Annotated in this window: 21 protein-coding genes; 8 read left to right on the forward strand and 13 right to left on the reverse strand. The window is 51.6% G+C overall.

The window, feature by feature from the left end; all coding sequences use genetic code 11:
* Positions 1-8 precede the first annotated feature (8 nt).
* On the forward strand, positions 9-824 hold the full coding sequence (gene yidA / locus ABIC79_RS16345) for a sugar-phosphatase (protein WP_013573356.1): 816 nt from the start codon (positions 9-11) through the stop codon (positions 822-824).
* A 26-nt stretch (positions 825-850) separates the two neighbouring features.
* Complete coding sequence (locus ABIC79_RS16350; protein ID WP_314523659.1) at positions 851-2,113, forward strand: YidR family protein; 1,263 nt, start codon at positions 851-853, stop codon at positions 2,111-2,113.
* A 42-nt stretch (positions 2,114-2,155) separates the two neighbouring features.
* Here the strand turns inward: ABIC79_RS16350 and ABIC79_RS16355 are convergent, their stop codons facing one another.
* Complete coding sequence (locus ABIC79_RS16355; RefSeq protein WP_013573358.1) at positions 2,156-2,533, reverse strand: YceK/YidQ family lipoprotein; 378 nt, start codon at positions 2,531-2,533, stop codon at positions 2,156-2,158.
* A gap of 379 nt (positions 2,534-2,912) precedes the next feature.
* Here ABIC79_RS16355 and ibpA point away from each other — a divergent pair, with 379 nt between their 5' ends.
* Together ibpA and ibpB are read left to right on the forward strand one after the other, a co-directional pair.
* Entirely contained in the window at positions 2,913-3,323 is a 411-nt protein-coding gene (gene ibpA / locus ABIC79_RS16360) for a small heat shock chaperone IbpA (protein ID WP_013573359.1), read from the forward strand.
* Positions 3,324-3,452: 129 nt separating this feature from the next.
* Entirely contained in the window at positions 3,453-3,887 is a 435-nt protein-coding gene (ibpB, locus tag ABIC79_RS16365; RefSeq protein WP_112152005.1) for a small heat shock chaperone IbpB, read from the forward strand.
* A gap of 178 nt (positions 3,888-4,065) precedes the next feature.
* Here the strand turns inward: ibpB and ABIC79_RS16370 are convergent, their stop codons facing one another.
* Positions 4,066-4,821: a YopT-type cysteine protease domain-containing protein gene (locus ABIC79_RS16370; protein ID WP_121020035.1), complete on the reverse strand. Its 756-nt coding sequence runs from the start codon at positions 4,819-4,821 to the stop codon at positions 4,066-4,068.
* Between the two features lie 358 nt (positions 4,822-5,179).
* Positions 5,180-6,430 carry a valine--pyruvate transaminase gene (locus ABIC79_RS16375; protein WP_354567836.1) on the reverse strand — a complete coding sequence of 417 codons (1,251 nt, stop codon included), beginning with the start codon at positions 6,428-6,430 and terminating at the stop codon, positions 5,180-5,182.
* A 251-nt stretch (positions 6,431-6,681) separates the two neighbouring features.
* Between ABIC79_RS16375 and ABIC79_RS16380 the strand changes: the two genes are divergently transcribed.
* The gene (locus ABIC79_RS16380) at positions 6,682-7,893 is read left to right on the forward strand and encodes a hypothetical protein (RefSeq protein WP_126124554.1); all 1,212 of its coding nucleotides are present in this window, start codon (positions 6,682-6,684) and stop codon (positions 7,891-7,893) included.
* A gap of 67 nt (positions 7,894-7,960) precedes the next feature.
* Here the strand turns inward: ABIC79_RS16380 and ghrB are convergent, their stop codons facing one another.
* The 10 genes from ghrB to ABIC79_RS16430 form a co-directional block, all read right to left on the reverse strand.
* Entirely contained in the window at positions 7,961-8,938 is a 978-nt protein-coding gene (gene ghrB, locus ABIC79_RS16385) for a glyoxylate/hydroxypyruvate reductase GhrB (RefSeq protein ID WP_013573365.1), read from the reverse strand.
* Positions 8,935-10,227 carry an MFS transporter gene (locus tag ABIC79_RS16390; protein WP_112152000.1) on the reverse strand — a complete coding sequence of 431 codons (1,293 nt, stop codon included), beginning with the start codon at positions 10,225-10,227 and terminating at the stop codon, positions 8,935-8,937. Before ABIC79_RS16390 ends, ghrB begins: the two co-directional genes overlap by 4 nt.
* 43 nt (positions 10,228-10,270) lie before the next feature.
* On the reverse strand, positions 10,271-11,020 hold the full coding sequence (locus tag ABIC79_RS16395; protein WP_037033869.1) for a sugar phosphate isomerase/epimerase family protein: 750 nt from the start codon (positions 11,018-11,020) through the stop codon (positions 10,271-10,273).
* Positions 11,021-11,233: 213 nt separating this feature from the next.
* The gene (locus tag ABIC79_RS16400) at positions 11,234-12,268 is read right to left on the reverse strand and encodes a LacI family DNA-binding transcriptional regulator (RefSeq protein WP_354567839.1); all 1,035 of its coding nucleotides are present in this window, start codon (positions 12,266-12,268) and stop codon (positions 11,234-11,236) included.
* 67 nt (positions 12,269-12,335) lie between these two features.
* Positions 12,336-13,622, reverse strand: coding sequence for an MFS transporter (locus tag ABIC79_RS16405; RefSeq protein WP_013573369.1), 1,287 nt, complete (start codon positions 13,620-13,622; stop codon positions 12,336-12,338).
* A 58-nt stretch (positions 13,623-13,680) separates the two neighbouring features.
* Positions 13,681-15,807, reverse strand: coding sequence for an alpha-galactosidase (locus tag ABIC79_RS16410; RefSeq protein WP_119261060.1), 2,127 nt, complete (start codon positions 15,805-15,807; stop codon positions 13,681-13,683).
* Between the two features lie 140 nt (positions 15,808-15,947).
* Entirely contained in the window at positions 15,948-16,955 is a 1,008-nt protein-coding gene (locus tag ABIC79_RS16415) for a LacI family DNA-binding transcriptional regulator (protein ID WP_014411432.1), read from the reverse strand.
* Between the two features lie 103 nt (positions 16,956-17,058).
* Complete coding sequence (locus tag ABIC79_RS16420) at positions 17,059-17,721, reverse strand: OmpA family lipoprotein (RefSeq protein WP_037033864.1); 663 nt, start codon at positions 17,719-17,721, stop codon at positions 17,059-17,061.
* Between the two features lie 221 nt (positions 17,722-17,942).
* A complete protein-coding gene (locus ABIC79_RS16425; RefSeq protein WP_013573373.1) occupies positions 17,943-18,386 on the reverse strand; it encodes an N-acetyltransferase in 444 nt (147 codons plus the stop codon).
* Positions 18,383-18,955, reverse strand: coding sequence for a DNA-3-methyladenine glycosylase I (locus ABIC79_RS16430; protein ID WP_037033862.1), 573 nt, complete (start codon positions 18,953-18,955; stop codon positions 18,383-18,385). Before ABIC79_RS16430 ends, ABIC79_RS16425 begins: the two co-directional genes overlap by 4 nt.
* Positions 18,956-19,145: 190 nt before the next feature.
* Here ABIC79_RS16430 and ABIC79_RS16435 point away from each other — a divergent pair, with 190 nt between their 5' ends.
* From ABIC79_RS16435 to ABIC79_RS16445, 3 genes are all read left to right on the forward strand, one after another.
* Positions 19,146-21,152: an autotransporter outer membrane beta-barrel domain-containing protein gene (locus ABIC79_RS16435; protein ID WP_119261062.1), complete on the forward strand. Its 2,007-nt coding sequence runs from the start codon at positions 19,146-19,148 to the stop codon at positions 21,150-21,152.
* A gap of 78 nt (positions 21,153-21,230) precedes the next feature.
* The gene (locus tag ABIC79_RS16440) at positions 21,231-21,479 is read left to right on the forward strand and encodes a type II toxin-antitoxin system Phd/YefM family antitoxin (RefSeq protein WP_013573376.1); all 249 of its coding nucleotides are present in this window, start codon (positions 21,231-21,233) and stop codon (positions 21,477-21,479) included.
* Positions 21,469-21,753 carry a type II toxin-antitoxin system RelE family toxin gene (locus ABIC79_RS16445; RefSeq protein WP_013573377.1) on the forward strand — a complete coding sequence of 95 codons (285 nt, stop codon included), beginning with the start codon at positions 21,469-21,471 and terminating at the stop codon, positions 21,751-21,753. Before ABIC79_RS16440 ends, ABIC79_RS16445 begins: the two co-directional genes overlap by 11 nt.
* Positions 21,754-21,792 lie beyond the last annotated feature (39 nt).

The raw sequence follows: 21,792 nt of genomic DNA on the forward strand, positions 1-21,792 counted from the left end.
AGGATGCTATGGCTATTGAATTAATTGCAATTGATATGGACGGGACATTGCTCAATCCGCAGCATGAAGTGACCCCTGCCGTTAAAAAAGCGTTGTCAGAAGCACGGGCGAAAGGTGTGCAAATCGTTCTGGCGACCGGCCGTCCGTTCGTCGGTGTGCAGCGTTATCTGATGGAACTGGATTTACAGCAGGACGGTTGTTACTGCATCACCAACAACGGCGCGCTTGTGCACAATGCGAAAGATGGCAGCGTAATTGCCGAAGTAGCCCTCAAAATTGAAGATTATCACTACTTTGAACAGCTGGCGCGTGACCTTGGTGTGCATTTCCATGCACTGACCAAAACCGATCTGTTTACCGCCAACCGCCATATCAGCAAATACAGCGTACATGAATCCTTCACCACCGGCATTCCGTTGCAATTCTGCCCGGCAGAGGAAATGGATCCGGCACTGACCTTCCCGAAAGTCATGATGATTGACGATCCGGACTTGCTGGATCGCGCCATCAGTCAGCTTCCTGCTGAAGCAAAAGAACGCTACACCATCATGAAAAGCTCACCGTATTTCCTCGAGATCCTCGATAAGCGCGTGAATAAAGGTGAAGGCGTGAAAGTACTGGCGGAAAAACTGGGTATCGCGCGGGAGAGCGTGATGACGCTCGGTGATCAGGAGAACGACATTGCGATGCTGGAATACGCCGGAATTGGTGTCGCGATGGGGAATGCGCTGGACAGCGTAAAAGCCGTCAGCCAGTTCGTTACCAAAACAAACACGGAAGACGGCGTGGCGTTTGCGGTCGAGAAATTTGTTCTGAACGTCTGAGCTTGTACCGAAGGAACCTTGCAGCCATGGAAAAACAATTAACTTCTGATGCCCGCGGGCATCAGCTCACCAACATTAATGTCTGGACGCCGGACAGCCAGTGGCTGGTGTATGACGTCCGTCCGCATGGCGGTTCTTTTAGCGGTTCAACCATTGAGCGCGTGAATGTCGAAACCGGTGAGACGGAAGTCCTTTATCAGGCAAAAGACGGCGCGCATGTGGGAGTGGTGACCGTCAGCCCGGATCTTCCTGTCCGTTATGCGTTTATTCATGGCCCTGAAAATCCTGATGCCAGCTGGCAGTATGATTTTCATCACCGTCGCGGAGTTATTGTCACTGAGCCCGCGCGCGAAAAGGCCATCACGCTGGATGCGATGGACATTACCGCCCCCTTTACCGCCGGAGCCCTGCGCGGTGGCACACATGTTCACGTCTTCAGCCCGGATGGTTCGCGTCTGAGCTTTACCTATAACGACCATGTGTTGCATGAACGCGATCCGGCGCTCGATCTGCGCAACGTCGGCGTGGCGATTTCAGGATATCCCGTTATTCCGCCAAAGCATCATCCCCGTGAATACGATGGAAGCCATTTCAGCATGCTGGTCAGCGAAACCACGCCCTGTCCTCACCCCGACAGCGATGAAATCAACCGGGCTTACGAAGAAGGCTGGATTGGCCGTGAAGGCTATCTGAAACCGGATGGCAGCCGTCAGCGGTGGGCGCTGGCTTTTATCGGCGACACGCTTTCCGCTCGTGGTGAAAAGCACCCGGAAATCTTTGTGGTGGATTTGCCGCGCAATGATGAGGATTACCGTCAGGCGGGTGATAAACCTTTGCAGGGCACGCCGGAAATGCTGCCTGCGTCACCCGCGGGCGTGAAACAGAGACGGATTACTTTTACTGAAAATGGTATTGCCCTGCAACCGCGTCACTGGTTGCGCGTATCGCCGGATGGCGCAAAGATTGCGTTTCTGATGCAAGATGAAACCGGAGTGGTTCAGGTCTGGACGGTGTCACCTAACGGCGGCGCGCCGGCGCAAATCAGCCATTCTGAAAGCGGAATTCAATCAGCCTTCAGCTGGAGCCAGGACGGAAAATCTCTGGCGCTGGTATGCGATAACAGCGTGATGCGGCTGGACATGGAAAGCGGAAAGATGCAGCGGTTAACGCAACGATCAGAAAACGCACCCTGTGCCGATGCCGTAGTGTATTCTCCCGATGGCAGCAAAGTGGCGTTTATGCGTCAGTGTAACGGCTATGCGCAGATTTGCGTGGCCGATAGCGATTAGCGAACGATGTAAACCGGTCGGAACAGGCCGGTTTTATTGTGACTACTTCTTATGTGTCGACGATTTTTGCTGACGCGGCGTGGTCGTCATGGGCGGGATGTGATCGATATCCACACCGTTACTCAGCGCAATATTGTGTTCTTCACTGGCTTTGACGCGATCGCGCGTCGTCACTTTTCCGCTGCGAAAATAATCATAAGGCAGCAATACCGTATCCAGCACGGCGCTGAACGGCAAATCAATCAACAGCAGCGGCGTCATCGCCCAACTGGTGTCATCGCTTTTTATCATATTCACATCAGCACGTGCGCCTGAATAATATCCGGTGTCACCACCTGTATGGCTCATTACGCTGGAGCAACCGCTCGTCGCTAAAAAAACACATCCTGTCATCAGCGGCGTTAATGCAAATTTCGTCATGTTAGAACTCATCTTATGCTGTCAGGCTGAGCTTATACGTCAATGTGACTTATACCACTCAGCCCAAAAAATTAACAAAGCAAGCTGTAGCTCTGTGGCTGCGATCCCATTAAGTGTAATTACTATTTGAAATCTTGCAGGAATTCGCCTGCTCTCCCTGGATTTTAGCCCTGTCCCGCCATGTATTTTGGCTGTCATCATATAAACAACAGCCAAATTTTTTGTTTTTTCAGGCTTGAAATATGCCCTTTTGTCTCCATTTTAACTGTACGACGCAGGAGGAGAAACGCCGGAAGGGTTCTTCTGTCATCACTGTGACGCTGGTCTGTCCGCCTGGAAGGCTATTTAAAAAACTCGCTGAATATCAGGAGAAGTAGCAATGCGTAATTTTGATTTATCCCCGCTATACCGTTCTGCCATTGGTTTTGACCGTTTATTTAATCTTATCGAATCGGGTCAGAATCAGGGCGGCGGCTACCCCCCTTATAATGTCGAGTTGGTTGACGAAAATCATTACCGGATTGCTATCGCGGTCGCAGGTTTTGCCGAATCTGAGCTGGACATCACTGCGCATGACAACATGCTGCTGGTCAAAGGCGCGCATGCACCTGGCGATACTGAGCGAACCTATTTATATCAGGGCATCGCGGAACGTAATTTCGAGCGCAAATTCCAGCTGGCTGAACATATTCAGATAAAAGCGGCCAATTTGTCGAACGGTTTGCTGTATATCGATCTGGAACGCGTCGTTCCTGAGTCGTCCAAACCACGGCGTATCGAGATCCGTTAATTCAGCGACCATCATCGTTGTTGACCGCCACGAAATGAAAAAGTTTAGGCTCGCCGTCAGGGAGCTGTACTGTCACATCCAAAAAGGGTGACGACATTAATCATCTCGCTTCAAAGAAGGAGTTACATTATGCGTAATTATGATATTTCCCCATTACTGCGTCAGTGGATTGGTTTCGATAAATTAGCCAGTTCAATGCAAGGCGCCGATCAGGCTTTTCCTCCTTACAATATTGAAAAGTCTGATGACAACCATTACCGCATTTCACTGGCGCTGGCCGGTTTCCAGCAAAGCGAACTGAATATTGAAGTCGAAGGGCCGCGATTAACGGTCAGCGGCACACCGGCTCAGCCGGAAACTAAAGTGGAATATTTGCATCAGGGGCTGGTGATTAAGCCTTTCACCCTGAGCTTCACGCTGGCAGAGCATATGCACGTCTCGGCGGCTGAATTTACGCATGGCTTGCTGCATATCAATCTGGTTCGTGATGTACCGGAAGCATTGCAACCGCAAAAAATTGCGATTGGTACTGAAAAACCGGCGCTGGAAAATCAGTCCGAATAAACGTGATCTGTTTATGTTCCCCCGATGCGGGGGAACATAAAGCAGGATGTGATGAGGTATATATTATCTTAATCAGTAAGTAAAACGAGGTGTATTTATTTTGTTCAAGTCTTTCAAAGCGTTTTCCGTAATTGAAGCTCTTAGTGATGAGGTAAGCATGTATTTAGAGTGATGTAACTTAACGATAATATTCGTCTACTGTGATTCGGTTGTAGTTCTTGTAACACCCATCAAATACTATACAAAGTGCTTCCACAAAATGCATGATCTGTTTTGTGTTGTAGTCGTAAGATATTTCACCTATATTTGCATCAAAGAGTTTAATCATGTTCCCATCTGTTCTGATAGCGATGGAATGGCCTCCCTTGCAACCCTCATAAATACCTATTTCATATAAGCTGTCTTGCCTTAACGATTTTACCAGCCCTTCGATTCTTGCAGCGGTAGTACTGGCCTGCGGCAGAGTTGACGTTTTTAAGCAGATCAACCTCCCCTCATTCTTCATTATCAGATGGTATGCGTCTTGAGTACGCATGTAGTTTACCTTGGGGGAATGCTCTTTGCGGTGAAAATTATCAAATAAACTTTTTTGTGCTTTTAATTTAGCTTGTTTATATGCCAACGCAGAGTTCTGTTCCTGAATATTCATTATTCCTAATATCAATCGATGCGATGCGGAGGTATTGATGAAACATTTGAAACTACTCCAATCTCTACCAGTAATTAAATATGCCGCAGAGAGGCCATAACAGGCTCCACGTAATCCGTACTGAATTTGTTTACTTTCTGAGTCTCTATGACTTCCTAACCATGCTCCACCAAGATTTCGGGGGTTGTTAGCTACCCATTTGTTTTGCTGTATGTACGTCACCTGATTAAAAAAACTGTATGTACCGTTTGTTTTATTAATATATTGACGTAATCTGTTAATCATTTTCTCACCTATTTTTTAAATCAAAAAATACATATTGCATAAAAATACGCCAGTGATAATAAAATCCCCATTTAATTGATTATGTAAAATACTAAAACTCTTGACTGGGTTTTTATTTCTTTGATAAATAATTTTATTTTTTTTGTTTAACTGTAAAAAATATAAAGTGATGTATATCTATATATAAAATGAATTGATTTTTTTGAATGAATGTGTATCTGGATGCGTTGAGGGAGATATAAATAACTTTATGATGTCATTGAGAATAAGATTGTTTTCTACTCATGAGTAAGGGTCCTTAGATTGATAAAGTGACCCGAAAGAATATCATTCCTCCTGGTCACTTTATTGTGAAAAATCAGCCTTCAGCGTGGGCTTTTTCTACTTCTTCTGCCAGAATTTTCACGCCGCGCTCGATCTGTTCCGCATCAGGCACGTAATTCATCCGCATGCACTGATGGGTGTGTGGCCACGGATGCTCGAGACCCGGGAAGAAGTAATCGCCCGGTACCATAAGTACCCCACGTTGTTTCAGGCGCAGATACAGCACTTCGGTGGTGATCGGTAAATCCCTGAACCACAGCCACAGGAAAATCGCCCCTTCCGGTTTGTGGATCAGGCAACGTTCTTCCGGCAGATAACGGCGCAGCGTGGCGATAGTTTCCTGCACGCGCTGGAAATAGAACGGTTTGATCACTTCTTCGGAAAGGCGCAGCAAATCGCCACGGACAATCATTTCATGGGCAATCGCAGGGCCGACACTGCCCGGCGACAGACTGATAATCCCGTTCATATTACTGATCGCTTTGATGATTTTTTCATCAGCAATCACGATGCCACAGCGGGAACCCGGCAGGCCGAGTTTCGACAAGCTCATGCACAGGATAATATTCGGATTCCACAGTGGTGTGGCGTCAGTGAATACGATGCCCGGGAACGGCACGCCATAGGCGTTATCGATTAATAACGGAATATCTTTCTGCTGTGCCAGCGCATCGAGGCGGATCAGTTCTTCGTCAGTAATGACGTTACCGGTCGGGTTGGTCGGGCGTGACACGCAGATCAGGCCGATATCATCGGTGATATTCAGATGATCGAAATCGACGTGATATTTGAACTGGCCTTCCGGCAGTAATTCGATGTTCGGCTTGGCTGAAACAAACAGATTTTCGTCCAGACCGGCATCGGCATAACCGAGATATTCCGGTGCCAGCGGGAATAATACTTTTGACATACTACCGTCGGCACGGCGTCCGGCGAACAGGTTGAACAAATAGAAGAAGGCGCTCTGGCTGCCGTTGGTCAGTGCGATGTTTTGCGCGTCAAGCTGCCAGCCGAGTTCTTTCTGTAACATGTCTGCCAGCGCATGACGCAACACATCTTTGCCCTGCGGCCCGTCGTAATTGCACAGCGCTTCGGTCAGCTTGCCTGCGGCGAGCATTTCCGCCAGCAGCGTCTGGAAATAATCCTGCATCTCAGGAATTTGCGCCGGATTACCGCCGCCGAGCATCACCGCGCTAGGCGTGCGTAAACCGTCATTCATGTCGCCCATCAGGCGTGTGATGCCTGAAAAACGGGTAAATTTGTCACCGAAAGCAGAAAACGTCATAGAAAGCTTTGTATGTTATCGAAATGTGATACCCACCATAACGCCTGCAGCAAGGCAGTGCAATCGGACCAGCGGGTTTTGGCGTGGAGAAGTATTAAAAAAGATGAATACGGAAAATCATTCAATGTATTTTTCGAATATCCCTGAACGGAACCCTTTATGCTTAATGACAGAGTAATAAAAAACGGCTTATGATATTTTTTCTTTCTTGGCATAATTATGTTTAAGAATATATATATCAGGTTGATAAAATGAAAAGAAGCATACTTATACTGAATATTTTCACGGCAGGCGGAGGAGACCATGCGCTGGGAAAGAAAATAAAAGACATCGCGCGGAGCACCCAGGCTGAGGGGGCATTAATTACGGTGAATGCCAAAACAAGACATATTAATATGCAGGGAAAGGAAGTGTTCAGTCCGGGTAAAAAATTGGATTATGATGACCCGGTAATTATTGTGACGCCCTACAGTCTCCTGTCTCCCGATGTATTATCGACAGTGCTGGCTGATTTTTTCTATCAGCTGGACATAATCACATGCAACACCGTTATTCTCATTGATGAAATGGATGTCACCCGAGGTGCGGCTTCATCTGATCGTGATTATAAAGCTGCCCTGTTGAGTCTGTGCTTCGAAAACATCATTGTCCAGAGCCTTGGATTCGCTAAGAAATCGATGGGTTATTTACCCATGCCTGAGCAGGAAGTTATCAATATACAAAAATCAGCAAAACAGGAAATCATTAAATTACTGGACGGTTATAACTTATCGATGCCGGCAAATTGTAGCTTATATCTTGCCTATTTAAGTTCTGATACCGTGACAACCTGTGCTCAGATTTTTATTATTAATTCATTGATAGAAGACAGTGGCTTGCTGAATAATTCAGCTTATGTCCTGGTGTGCAGGGAAAAAGGGAGTATTGAACGATTACTGAAAAACCTCAAAGGTTCCTTATCAGGGTCAATTTATAATGATTTGTTTTCTGAATGTCACTATTCAACCATGCAAGACGAAAATATATTCCAGTGCCACGGCTTCTCCCGCGGTACGGGAAAGAAAAAAGTACATATCGTTATTACCCAAACCATTCCCGGCACGACGTTTAAAAATCTGACCAGTATCAGCAAGACTGGCATGATGTCGGGCGATCAAAGCCTTTCCGATTATTTGTCACTGAAAAAGCGGTTACCTTATTACGACAAGCAAACCTGGAAAGACCCTCTTATTAAAGGATTGAAGACCCGTGCCCGTGAACTGGGGGGCGAAGAATTGCTCAACAAATTTAAGTCGATGGTCGCCGGAAGAAAAGCCTTTACTGGCAGCCTTTCCTTTAAGCTTCTGGCACCCGACGATGCCCCGACGCTGGCGCTGAAAAGCAGTCTTCATGCGTTTAACAAGGAAATATATGCAAGAAAAGCTGACGGGAAAATCAGAGAGATATTAATGAAATACCTCTGACCCTTCGAAAATAATCGGGAGACCGGCCGCAGGATTGCGCCCGGACCGGTCTCGCCCATTCTTTATCTTACTTCTTCAGAACTTCCGGGTTCACGCAGAACTGTTTCACGTCACCCCTGAGTGCGGCGATCAGGTTATCCACTGCGCAGGCCGCCATATCGTAGCGGGTTTCATGCGTTGCGGAACCGATATGCGGCAGTGCCACCACGTTTGGCAGGCTCAGCAGCGGAGAATCTTTTGGCAGCGGCTCAGTCTCGAACACGTCCATACCGGCACCATAAATCGTACCGGCTTTCAGCGCTTCGATCAGGGCTGGTTCATCGATAACCGGGCCACGACCTGCGCTGATCAAAATCGCGCTGGATTTCATCTTCGCCAGCTCTTCCTTACCGATCAGATGGAAGGTTTGTTCGGTCATTGGCAGCAAGATACAGACGAAATCAGACTCTTTCAGCAGCTCATCCAGCTCGCATTTACGCGCGCCAAACTTCTCTTCCGCTTCTTTATGCTGGCTGCGTGCATTGTACAAAATCGGCATGTCGAAACCGAAATGCGCACGTTGCGCCAGCGCCAGACCGATACGGCCCATGCCGACGATGCCCATGGTTTTATGGTGAACATCAATGCCGAACCAGTCTTCGCCAATGTTTTCATTCCATTCACCGGCTTTTACGCGCTCGGCCACATTTACCACGCGGCGGGCGGTAGAGAGCACCAGTGCCATCACCGTGTCAGCGACGGTATCGGTCAGCGCCGTCGGAGTATGCATCATCGGGATTTCGCGGCGGGTCAGTTCTGCCACATCGAAATTATCATAACCGACGGAAATGGTAGAAACCGCACGCAGGCGCGGTGCATGGTCGAAAAGTTCTTTATCAATTTTCCCGCCGGAACCCAGTAACCCTTCGGCGTTTTGCAGCGCATCAAACACCTGAGCACGGTTCTTATCCGTAATGCCATCAAATTCAGTGATGGTGAAATGCTCTTCAAGACGCTGATGCAGGTCGGCGGGTAATTTTTTATATAAAACGATAGACGGCTTCATGACTTACTCCCTTGGGTTAAGGAAACTTCTTTCGGCTGAATGTTGGCCTTTCGCGGTCTCACCAGCAGGGTTAAACCTGCGGAAACCAGTAACGACACGGCCATGAAAATAAATGAGGCTGCCGGACTGCCCGTATTGCCGTTGAGATAGCCGACAAACCAGGAGCCAAAGAATGAGCCCAGTGCGCCGAGGCTGTTAATCAAAGCCATCGCGCCACCGGACACATTTTTGGGCAGCATTTCAGGAATAATGGCGAAGAACGGCCCGTACGGGGCATACATTGCCGCAGCCGCAACCACCAGTAAACTGTACGAAAGCCAGAAATTGTTTGTGCCAGCGGCCCATGAACCAAAGAACGCCAGCGCGGCCACCAGCAATAACGGCCAGACAAACAACTTACGGTTTTGCATTTTGTCCGATGCCCAGGACACCAGGATCATGGCGATAGTGGCGGCCAGATAAGGGGCGGAAGATAACCAGCCCGCTTCGACCATGCCCATTGATTTGCCGTCGCGCAAAATCGACGGCAGCCAGAGCACAAAGCCATACACGCCAATGCTCCAGAAGAAATATTGCAGGCAAAGCAGCACCACATTGCGCGAGCGGAAGGCTTCCCGGTAACCGCCCACCGCCTGAATGTCTTTCTGCTCTTTTTCCAGTTGTGCGGCCAGCGCCTGTTTCTCCTGGTCGCTCAGCCAGCTGACTTGTTCAGGTTTATCTTTGACGGTAAACCACCAGATAACCGCCCAGATCACCGCCGGAATGCCTTCGAAGATAAACATCTCGCGCCAGCCAAAGGATTTGATCAGATAGCCGGAAAGCACCGACATCCACAACACTGTCACCGGATTGCCGAGGATCAGAAAGGTGTTAGCACGGGAACGCTCGGATTTGGTGAACCAGTTGCTGATATACACCAGCATGGCGGGCATCACGGCAGCTTCCACCACGCCGAGGGCGAAGCGGATCACTGCCAGCATCGGAATGTTGGTTACCACGCCGGTTAAAGAGGCGAATCCCCCCCAAAGCAATAAACACCAGAAAATCAGTTTCTTAACACTGCGGCGTTCGGCGTAAATCGTGCCGGGGATCTGGAAGAAGAAATAGCCCAAAAAAAACAGTGCACCCAACAGGGACGACATCCCTTTGGTAATGCCCAAATCGTTGTTGATACCGGCCGCTGAGGCAAAACTGAAGTTCGAGCGGTCGACATACGCCAGACTGTAAGTGATGAACACGATCGGCATGATGTACCACCAGCGGCGGGTGGCGATCCTGGACTGGTTCATAACTGTTTCTCCTGATAGTGCATCAGCACGGTCCCGACGGCGCTTACTGACGTAACAGTTCTACGTAATGGCGCGTCACCGCGGTCAGATCATCACCTTCAAGCGGGAATTCGATACCGCGTGGCACATCCTGAGGCAGGCTTTTCAATAAAGGTTCCCAACTGCCATCGCTGTCATCGAGCGCGACGGCATGCCATTTTCCGCTACGTTTTTGTGCAGCTTTGACATGCACATAACCCACATGACGCGCCAGACGCTCAGCGGCCACGGCCGGATCCTGTCCGACCCACAGCCAGTTGGCCATGTCGAACGTCATGCTTAACGGCAGATGCAGCGACTCAGCAGCAAACATAAAAGCGTTAATGCGTGAAAGAATGCCGCAATCCGGCGACTGGTCATTCTCAACCACCAGCTTCACCGGGCTTGACGCCAGCACAACCTTCAGCGGGGTCAGATCCTGGCCCGGCATAAATTCGCCGAGAGAAAACTTAATGGTGCGGGCATTGAGAATGCGCGCCTCTTCAAAATATTGTGATGCATCAGAATTAAGCTTGCCACCGGCTGAAAACAGCGGAAACGGCACGGAATACACCGCAAACAATCCATGACTTTTAATTTTTTCTGCCAGCGCTGGCAACGAATCCAGTTCTCCGGCAGTGAACAATTCGCGACGAATTTCCACACCGTCGGCCTTAGCATCAGCAATCACTGAAAGCAGCTCCGCCTGGCCGCCGCGGGCTTTTACCACGCTGTTGCCGTAGGCTGCGGTAACAATGACGATTTCTCTTTTCATGAATACTTATCCTGTGAAAGCGCCCTGTAATCTGGCGCAGGCAATCATTTCCGAAACCTTATTTTAGTGGAACAAATGACAGGTCGAGCCGTTGTTAACGTTTTGTTTCGTTTTATACAACCTAATTGGAACCGGTTCCAATCGACAGGACAAAAGTGCAAAAATATGATCCCGCTCACGAAGAACGGGCAGGTTCAGGGGGAAGAAGAGGGATCAGCGCGCTGCTGTAGAACCGCGCGCAATGAGTTCGCCGGAAAACTCCAGGTCTTTAACTGGCTCAGTATTGCCCTGAATGCGGGTCACCAGTTGTCTGAGCGCCACCACGCCCATGTCGTAAGTCGGCTGCTTCAGCGTCGTAATGCCGACGCCCGCCAGTTCTGCCCACACCAGTTCGTCAAAGCCGGATAAACCGATGTCCGGCCCCCAGCGCAGATTCAGCCGCTGCATAGCGCGTGCAACCTGTAGCGTCAGTGCGCCGTTCACACACATCACCGCTTTGTGTTTATCCGCGTGCCGTGCCACAAAGTCCTTCAGCAGATTATCCAGCCCTCCGGTATTACTCAGCTCAATTTCACCCTGTTCGGCAATATACTGCGGAGATTGCTGCATGCATTTCAGAAAGGCGTGTAAGCGGTCAAAGCGGGTATTTATATTGGCGGGTTCGCTGATGAAAAGCAGGGCTTCGAACCCCTGCTCCAGAAGATGACCGGTCATCATCTGAGTGGCTTCCACGTTGTTAAGTCCGATCACGTCGCAGGCGAAATTCGCCACTTTACGGTCAATCAGCACCATGGGTAAATTGGCCTGTTGCAGCGTAGAAATCGCCGCCTCGCGCATCCCGACGGCATTCACCACAATGCCATCGACGCGATAACTGCTGAGTAATTGCAGGTAATGCTTTTCCTGATCCAGCTCGTTATTGGTGTTACACACCAGCAGCGTCAACCCTTCCTGACGGCAGGCGGCTTCAACGCCACGCATCACATCGACAGAATACGGGTTGGTGATATCAGCGAGGATCAGCCCGATTAGCCGCGTTTGCCCGCTTTTCAGGCTACGTGCCATCTGGCTGGGCTGATAATCGAGCAGGGAGATAGCCCGTCCGATGCGCTCTTTCAGCGAATCGGACAGCAGGTGTTGTTCACCGTTGAGATAACGTGAAACGCTGGTTTTACCGGTTTTGGCGGCACTGGCGACGTCACGTATCGTGGCGCGAACCGCAGCGCCCGGTTCCTGTTTTTTGCTCACAGCCTTTCTCCCTTCTTGCTCATCCCACGGAGACTAGCACAGAGTGCTGAAAGACTGCATCCGCAAGTCAGCGCAAACCTTCTGCCGTTTGCACCCCGGAAACCGCTTCAGGCTTCGGCCTGCTGCTCAGGGTAAACGCGGAAATGATCGTCACGCCAAAGGCAATACCGCCGAGGATCAGATAAGTATCACTGAATCCGATACGGTCATACAAACTGCCCGCGAAGGCCGAAAGGAAAATCGCCGCCAGTTGTTTGGCAAAGTTAAACCCGATCAGATAAATGGTCGCCGAGAACCGGACATCAAAAATCTGCGTGATGTATTTGAACACGCCAACCAGCAGGAACGGTACTTCCAGCGCGTGCAGCATCTTCAGCAAAATCACTTCAACCGCCGTGGTGGCAAATGACGAACCGACAATGCGGATCGACATAATCGTGCCTGCCAGCAGCAAGGTGTTTTTCGCGCCGATGCGGTTAATGATCCACGGAGAACAGAACATAATCAGTGCGTTACACAACTCACCGGCGGTGGTGACGTAGCCGAACATTTCCGTGCCCTGCTGTGGCGACGCGAAGAAAGTTTTGAAGAACGTCGCGAACTGCTGATCGAACACGTCATACACACAGGCCACGCCGATGACATACAAAATCAGCATCCACAGTTTGCGCTCTTTCAGTAATAAAGCCGCCGTTTTCAGCGAGAATTGCGGCTGATTGGCACCGAGTTTATCCAAAACCTGTGCGTTTTTGTTTTCCTGTGGACGGGCAATCAGCAGCAAAATCATCAAAATGATTGCGGCCCCGGAACCCATCCAGAACACGATATCCGGGTTGATATTAAACAGCACACCCGCCGTCGAGGCGCAAATCCCCCAGCCGAAACAGCCGAACATCCGCGCCTTACCGTATTCAAACGAACTGTTGCGGCTCACTCTTTCGATATACGCCTCAGTCGCGCCCGAACCGCCCGCGAACACGAAACCGATATAGGCGCCGCCGAGAATGGCACCGAGCACAATATTCAGTTTTAACAACGGCGCGAAGACGTAAATGAAGAACGGCGCAAACAGGAACAGCAGTACGGCGATGACCCACAGAAGATGCTTCTTCAGGCCGAGCTTGTCTGAAATGATGCCGAAAATCGGCTGAAACAGAATGGCAAACAACGACATGCTGGAGAACACGATACCGGTTTCCGTCTTACTCAGGCCGATCACGTCAGAAAGCCAGATCGGTAAAAACGGATAACAGGTCGCCATGATGAAGAAATACAGGAAGAAATAGCTGCCAAATATCCAGAAATTAGTATTGTTTTTGTAGAAGCAACGATCGGAGGTTTGTGTAGAGTTCATAGTGATTTCCTTGCCGAAACCATGAAAACCGGCACTGTCGTACCGGCGTTTTTTGTTGTTATCTGATTTCTTCGAAGCCCAGCAGCAGGGCACTTTCCGGATCCAACACCGGCAGTGCCAGCCCGGCATTTGCCAGCCATTCGCCGCTCAATACCGGAGATTCATGCAGCCACGCCGGTTGTACGCGCATGGTGTGACCGCTGCCGCCACCCGCCAGCAATGGCGGTTCATCCAGCACCGTCACGCGATAACGCGCATCAGATCTTAGCCCCGGCACCCGCAACACACCGGGTAACGACCAGGTGGGCATCGCCAGTTGGCTGACCAGGAATACCGCGCGATCGGCGCTTTCACTGACCACGCCATTGATCAGCACCGTCTCGTCGTGTGTATCCACGCGGTAAACGTCGCCGCTGTGTAATAACGGGCGAAGTTGTTGATGAAGGCGGGTGTATTTCGCAAAACCGGCGCGTTCGGTATCGCCTTCTTTCACCGGATCCAGCTCAATCCCCATGTGACCGAACAGCGCCGTCAGGCCGCGAAATTCAATGCTGTGCTGGCGTGAGGTGGCATGGCACAGCTTGTTGCCGATGTGCGACCCCATCACTTCCGGCGGGAAGAAATAGCTCATGCCGCGCTGAATTTTCTGCCGCTCCAGCGCGTCGTTATTGTCGGATGTCCAGAAACGGTGGCTGCGTTTGAGCACCTCGAAGTCAATGCGACCCCCGCCGGACGCGCAGGATTCAAACTCAATCTGCGGGAACCGTTCGCCCAGCGCGTCGAGCAGGCGGTAAAACTGCTGCGTTTGTGACGTCAGTGCCGCGCGACCTTCATGGCCGGGCTGGACAATTTCACGGTTCATGTCCCATTTCACATAATCGACGTCGTGCTCGCCAAGCAGCCAGCTCATGCGTTCCAGCAGATAATCAAAGACCTGCGGATTGTTCAGATCGAGCACGAACTGGTGACGTCCGCTCGGTTGCTGATAGCCCGGCAACGCCAGCAGCCAGTCAGGGTGGGCGCGGTATAAATCGGAATCCGGGTTAATCATTTCCGGCTCGACCCAGATGCCAAATTCCATACCGAGTTTTTTTACATGGTCGATCACCGGTTTCAGGCCGTTCGGGTATTTCTTCTCGTCGAGATACCAGTCACCGAGTGCGGCGCGGTCATGGTCGCGGCCACGGAACCAGCCGTCGTCGATAATGAAGCGTTCCACGCCTAACGCGGCGGATTCGGTCGCCATCTGCATGATGTAGTCAGGATCGTGATCGAAATAAATCCCTTCCCAGGTATTGAGATGTACCGGACGCGGTTTCTCAGCCGGGAAGCGCAAAATCTGTTCACGCACAAACTGGTGGAATTGCTGACTCATGCGGTTCAGGCCGCTGGCGGAATAACTAGCATACAGCCAGGGCGTTTCCAGAGTTTCGCCTTGCCCGAGTCGTTGCTCACCGGGGAGATACAACGCTTCGGCTTGCATCAGACGGCGGCCGTCGATTTTGATGTCGGCGCGCAGCCTGTGGTTGCCGCTCCACCCCAGATGCATTCCCCAGACTTCGCCCTGTTCTTCGCTGAAACCCGGATGACCGATCATCATCGCCGGAAAATATTCGGAAGAGGTTTTGCCGCGACGGTTTTCCTGAATGATGCCGCCGTGATCCAGCCGTGTGCGGTGCGGCTGGAATTCTTTGATCCAGCGGCCATGAAAGGCCATCACTTCGGCGGCACGTTCCGGCAGCGGCAGCGTCACGGCCAGTCGCGTCACCTGATACGTGCCGGGTTTGAGGTTGGTCAGGCTGTTACGTGCCTGTAAAACGCCGATGTCATCGAGGCGTAACTCGCTGCGAAATTGCAGTCCGGCGATCGGGTCTTCGGTGGTAATGGTGAGCTGGTTTTCATCATGCTTTACCTGCGTGGTATTGAATACCGGCGACCAGTCCAGCCCGTCGCGATGGCCTTCCATGCCCGGTGTGCCGAATGAACCGCGCCCTGAGTCGGCACTGACATTCACCGGCGCTTCGACATCAATCCGGCCATTGGGCACCGCGCGGCTCAGCGAAATAATGTCATTCGCTGAAAACTGGCTGAGGCGGTTTCCCCAGTAAAGAATTTCGGCGTAAGGCATGCAACGCACGATCAGGCTGGTATTCCCGCCGGTTAAATGAACAATCTGGTTTTCCATATAGTCGCTGCTCCAAACAAAGATTTGCGCTGATAAGACGCGATCAGGTGGAGTAACTATTGATCCGAAACGTTTCGGATGGGAAATGTAAATCGTCAGATTTGTGATATAGGGTGGAAAAATAACCGAAAGGGGAAGTATCAGCGTGGTGGATGTGCGGTAACGCCCGCCTGCAGTTCAGGCTGCCAGAGAACCTGTAAATCTTTCAGTGGCTCGTTGCGGATCAGCGACATTGTCATGGTGGCGATTTGCAAACCGACCGCTTCGCGGGTGCCCTGGCGGACGGCGGTCACCGCCACATCCGGCACGCTGTCACGGGGTAATCCGTCAAAAATGATGAGTGATATACCGCCACTGAGCAGTAAACCGGCTTCATGTAACGCCAGTGCTGCGCCTTCGCCGTGCATATTACAGTCGCAGACAATCGCCGTTGGCGGTACCGGTAGCGCCAGCAATGCCTGCGTGGTCTGATAACCGGCGCGACGGCTTGGGCTGATTTTATGCATGTAGTCCGGGTTTTCCGGCAGGGCGTTGACCTGCAACCCGTCGAGATACCCCTGATAACGCTGTCCGATAAACGATTGCTGATTATTTTCGCCAAGAAACGCGATGCGCTGATGGCCGAGTGCGGCGAGATGATCGACCGCCATTTGCATACCGGCGCGGTTATCGAAATCAAACCAGGCATAATCCTGCGTCAGGCAACCGCTGCGGCCCAGTGCCAGAAACGGGAAATTGCGTTGCTGCAAATCCAGCAGGCGAGGGTCGTTATCGAGCGTATGCGCCACCAGCATGGCATCGACGCGTTTGCTTTCAATCAGACGCCGCCACGAAAAGGTGCCCAGTTCATCCGGCACCAGTAACAGGTCGATTTCATGTTTGGCCAGTTCACGGGTGATACAACCGACCATTTCGATAAAAGCAGAATTACTTAAAGGGTGGGAAGTGAAGGGAAAAATGAGGCCAACGGCGTCGATCTTGCCCATTTTCAACCGGCGGGCGAGGGTGTTGGGGCGGTAACCGCGCACATTTGCCGCCGCCTGAACACGGGCTTTGGTCTCTGCTGAAACGTCATCGTAACCGTTCAGCGCGCGGCTGACGGTGGTCACGGAAATACCGAGATCTTTCGCGATAGCTTTCAGAGACATACTGACACCCGTAACGCCGTTGAGGAGACACATTGCGGGAGAATATCACATGCCAGACAAAACGGGGCCATAAGGCCCCGTGATGAATAAGGATATTCAGAGTTTACTGCAACGGACTTAGCGTGATTTCTACACGACGGTTTTGCGCTTTCCCGGCTTCGGTGCTGTTGCTGGCAATCGGATTATCCGGGCCGGCGCCGGTGGTGTGTACGCGGCTGCCTTCAACACCTTGTGTAATCAGCGCACTGCCCACGCCGTCAGCACGTTGCTGCGACAGTTTCATGTTGAGCGCGCGGGTGCCGGTGCTGTCGGTGTAACCGATCACGTTAACGGCAGTTTTCGGATACTCTTTCAGTACCATCGCCACGCCGGTCAGCGTGTTAGCGCCTGCCGGTTTCAGCGTGCTGCTGTTGGTGTCGAAGGTGACGTTGTTCGGCATATTCAGCACGATGTTATCGCCCTGACGGGTCACGCTGACGCCGGTACCTTTCATTTTGTCGCGCAGTTTAGCTTCCTGCACATCCATGTAATAACCTGCACCGCCGCCCAGTGCGGCCCCGGCTGCGGCACCGATCAGCGCGCCTTTGCCGCGGTCGTGTTTAGAGGAAGACAGCATACCGACGCCTGCGCCGAGCGCGGCCCCAAGACCTGCGCCAATGCCGGATTTCCCTGCTTCTGATTCGCCGGTGTAAGGGTTAGTGGTACAGGCCGACAGGCCCAGGGTGGCGCAAAGTACGCCCGCAACCACAACTAATCTTTTGCTCATCTTATTTCCTTCAGGATGTTTATTATTCAGAACTTAACCGCTGCATTATGACTTCGCGCTTTCTGAGAAGTTGCACAGAAAAAGGTGTCAAAACATAAACAAATGCAACGGGAGGACATCAGTCCTGCGGCGTTCTGGCGCTCTTTATGCGCAATTTCGGCACGTTAAGCAGTAGGAGAATTCCGGATATCCGTTTTTGTATTTTTACGGATTTTTGGAACTTATTCAGAAAGGGGATGATGCCAGCGCAGAATGTACGTTGGCATATCCGTGCCGGGATGGCGGGTGTTCGCGGTTATCTCAAAATTTTCCTTGCGATAGAACGAGACGGCGCGATCATTTTGTTGGTAAACCTCCAGCAGCAGCACCGGATATTCCTCCTTTGCCGCCGCCATCAGACGCTGCGCGGTGCCATCGCCGTAGTGTGAGGCTTCTACAAACAGCGCACCGATAAACTGCTGATTCATCACGCTGATAAATCCGCAAACCTGATCATCTTCGTCGCAATCGACCCAGGTTCTGGCTTTGGGCAGAAAATCTTCTCTGACCATTTGCAGGCTTTCAATCCAGTAGGATTCGGCGATGAACGCATGTGAAAGCAAAGAACTGCGCAGCCAGAGCATCAGAATGGCTTCGGTGTCGGCGGGCCGCGCTGCACGGATCATGACGGCTGATTCGCCGGATGGCAGAAGCAATATGACTGATGATCGTTCACCAGCCCGGCTGCCTGCATAAAGGCATAACAAATTGTCGAACCGGTAAACTTAAAGCCTTTCTTTTTCAGCGCCTTGGACATGGCATCGGATACTGCGGTGGTCGCCGGAACCCCTTCCGGGCCAAGCGGATTATTGATGACCGGTTGGCCGCCAACAAAATTCCAGATGAATTCAGAGAAGTCTTCGCCACCGGCCTGCATCGCCAGATACGCCTGTGCGTTGCCGATAATGGCTTTGATTTTGCCACGATGGCGGATGATCCCGGCGTCGAGCACCAGCCGCTCCACGTCGTCATCGGTCATTTTCGCAATGCGCACCGGGTCGAAGTGATGAAAATTCTGGCGATAGTTTTCGCGTTTTCTCAGCACGGTGATCCACGACAGACCGGCCTGCTGGCCTTCCAGACACAACATTTCAAACAATTCGCGGCCATCTTTAACCGGCACGCCCCATTCTTTATCGTGATACTCGAGGTAAATCGGTTCTTTCGAAACCCAGTTGCATCGGGTAGTCGCCATTCTGTCGTCCTTATAAGAGGCTTAAATGCGTGGTGTCAGTGTGTGGCTTCTCGGATAACTCTGCAACGTCGCAATTTCTAAATCCCCACCTTGACGCTGGTCGGATCTGAACAATATTTAAAGCCAATCATTACGTAATCCTTACGTTTAATCCTTGCGTTGAGCGTCATTATTGAGGGAAATCACCGTTATGGCAGGCAAGAATTCGTCGATTTTACGACTCTCTCAGGGAGCATTTGCCGTGGCACTGTGCCTCGGTTTACAGGCTCCCGCGAAGGCTTTTGACCAGCTTTATGTGTTCGGCGACAGCCTGAGCGACACCGGTAACATTGGTCGCTGGACCTTCGACAGCAGCACGCATCCGCTTTATGACGAGATCCTGGCGAACAACATCGGCACAACCTTAGCTCCTTCTTCAAAAGGCGGCCTGAACTATGCCGAAGGTGGCGGTGTGGCGGTGCCGGGGCTGGATTCTGATTACACCACCCAGGATCAGGTTAAAAGCTATCTGACGTCGACCGGCGGCAAAGCCGATCCGAACGGGCTGTATGTTCACTGGATTGGCGGCAACGATCTGGCCGCTGCGGCGCTGAGCCTGAATCCGGTTACGGCGGTCGAAATTGCCACCAACAGCGCGACGCAGGCGGCCTCACAGGTGAACGATTTACTGAAAGCCGGTGCTGGCACGGTTGTGGTGCCGACGGTGCCGAATATCGGTCTGACACCGGTGCTGATGGAAGGCGTGATCCAGGTCGGATTGCTGCCGGTGCAGCAACAGGCGCTGGCAGCGGCGTATCAGTATTTGAATGCACAAAATACGCCGGATGCCGATGCCCGCACCGAGGCCATTCACAATGCGCTGGCGGCCGCTGCGGCGAAAGGCTCGGGCATTCCGCTGGTACAGGACGTGATCGCCAAAGGGCTGGCGGCCGCGTATGACGCGCTGAAAGACGTGGCGGGCGGCCTGACCGACACCTACAACACCACCGAAGATATCGCGCTGGCGAAAACCGGCGGCAATATTGCACGCGTGGATATCAACGGGCTGTTCAACGAAGTGGTTGCCGATCCGGCGCGGTACGGTTTTGCCAATACTGCCGGTACGGCCTGTCCGGTCGGGACATCCGCCTCGGAATGTACTTCGAATCTGCCGGGTTTCGACAGCAGCAAAGCTTTCCTGTTTTCTGACCATTTCCACCCGACGCCTCAGGCGCACGCGCTGATTGCGCAATATATGCAGTCGGTGCTCGACGGCCCGCTGGAAGCTTCTGCGCTGAGTCAGGGTTCACTGGCGCTGGCGCGAAATACACAAGGCTTGCTCGACAGCCGTTATCAGCAGTTGCGTACGCAGGATAACGATGCGGGAACCTTCGGCATGTTTGGCGGTTATGCCGGGCAAAGTGCGGACAGCAAATTCAGCCCGTCGATGGGGCTGGGTGATGGCGACCTGACGGCTAACTCGCTGAATATCGGCATGGATTATCAGATGACCGATCGCTGGATGATGGGGCTTATGCTTTCCGGCTCCGATGATAAAGACGATCCGACAGATCATTACAGCTACCGTACGCGCGGCTGGATGGCGACCGCCTTCACCGGCATTAAAATCGCCGAAAATGGCTGGATCAACGGCGATGTGCACTACGGCTCGCTCAATTATGACGATATCAAACGCCGCATTACGCTCGGGCCTACCACCCGGACGGAGCGCGGTGAAACGGACGGCAAACAGATCGGCGGACGCGTCACCGCAGGCTGGGACTTCCCGGTTCTGCCGGTGCTGAAAACCGGGCCGGTGGCGCAATACAGCTGGGATTACAGCAGTGTTGAAGGTTACAGCGAGAAGGGCAACAACAGTACCTCGATGCGTTTTGGCGATCAGACTTCTCATTCACAAATCGGTGCGCTCGGCTGGCGGGTGAATGCCGAACTCGGCATCGTCAATCCGTATGCGCAGGTCACCTATGACCGCCAGTTTGGCGATAAAACCTACACCACCACCGGCGCGATCAAATCCACCCGCACGCGGTTCAGCCGCACCACCGGCGAACAGGACGACGACTGGGTGGATATGACCGCAGGCTTAAACGTGCAAATCACCCACAGCATTTCAGCATTTGCGGCTATTTCACAAACCACCGGACTGGATTCCGGCGAACAAACCTCCTACAACGCCGGGCTGAGTGCGCGGTTTTAAAAGATATTATTAAGAGTGCTTTAAATGATGTCTTTAAAAGCTATACTGACGGCATAGTATGAAAAAAGGAGAAAAACTATGCCGTTTGAAATACTCACTTCCTCAGCCGCCAGTATTACTGAACTAAAACGCGACCCGATGGGAACATTTAGTGCAGGCGAAGGCGAAGCGGTGGCGATACTCAATCGTAACGAGCCCGCTTTTTATTGCGTTCCGCCCGATGTTTACGCCTATTTTCTGAGTCTTGCAGAAGACGTTGAATTGAACCGCATAATGGATGCGCGGCAGGGTGAAGAAAGGATTAGGCTGACACTGGATGACTTATAAACTCAATTTTTTCAAATCAGCTTTAAAAGAATGGAAAGCACTTGCCCCAACGATCAAGGAGCAATTTAAAAAGAAACTGGCCGAGCGGCTGGAGAATCCTCACGTGGTTTCTGCCCGCTTATGTGGCCCCAAAAATAACCGCTATAAAATCAAATTAAAGAGTCTTGGTTATCGCCTGGTGTATCAGGTAGAAGATCAGGAAATCATCGTGACCGTTGTCGCGGTGGGTAAACGCGAAGGCAACGAAGCGTATAAACTGGCTGAGAAGCGCTAAATACTGGCGTCCCGAAAGCAAATCCGGCTGAACTGATGT

Origin of the sequence: Rahnella sp. 2050 (assembly GCF_040544515.1) — a bacterium.
Taxonomy (GTDB): Bacteria; Pseudomonadota; Gammaproteobacteria; order Enterobacterales; family Enterobacteriaceae; genus Rahnella; species Rahnella aceris.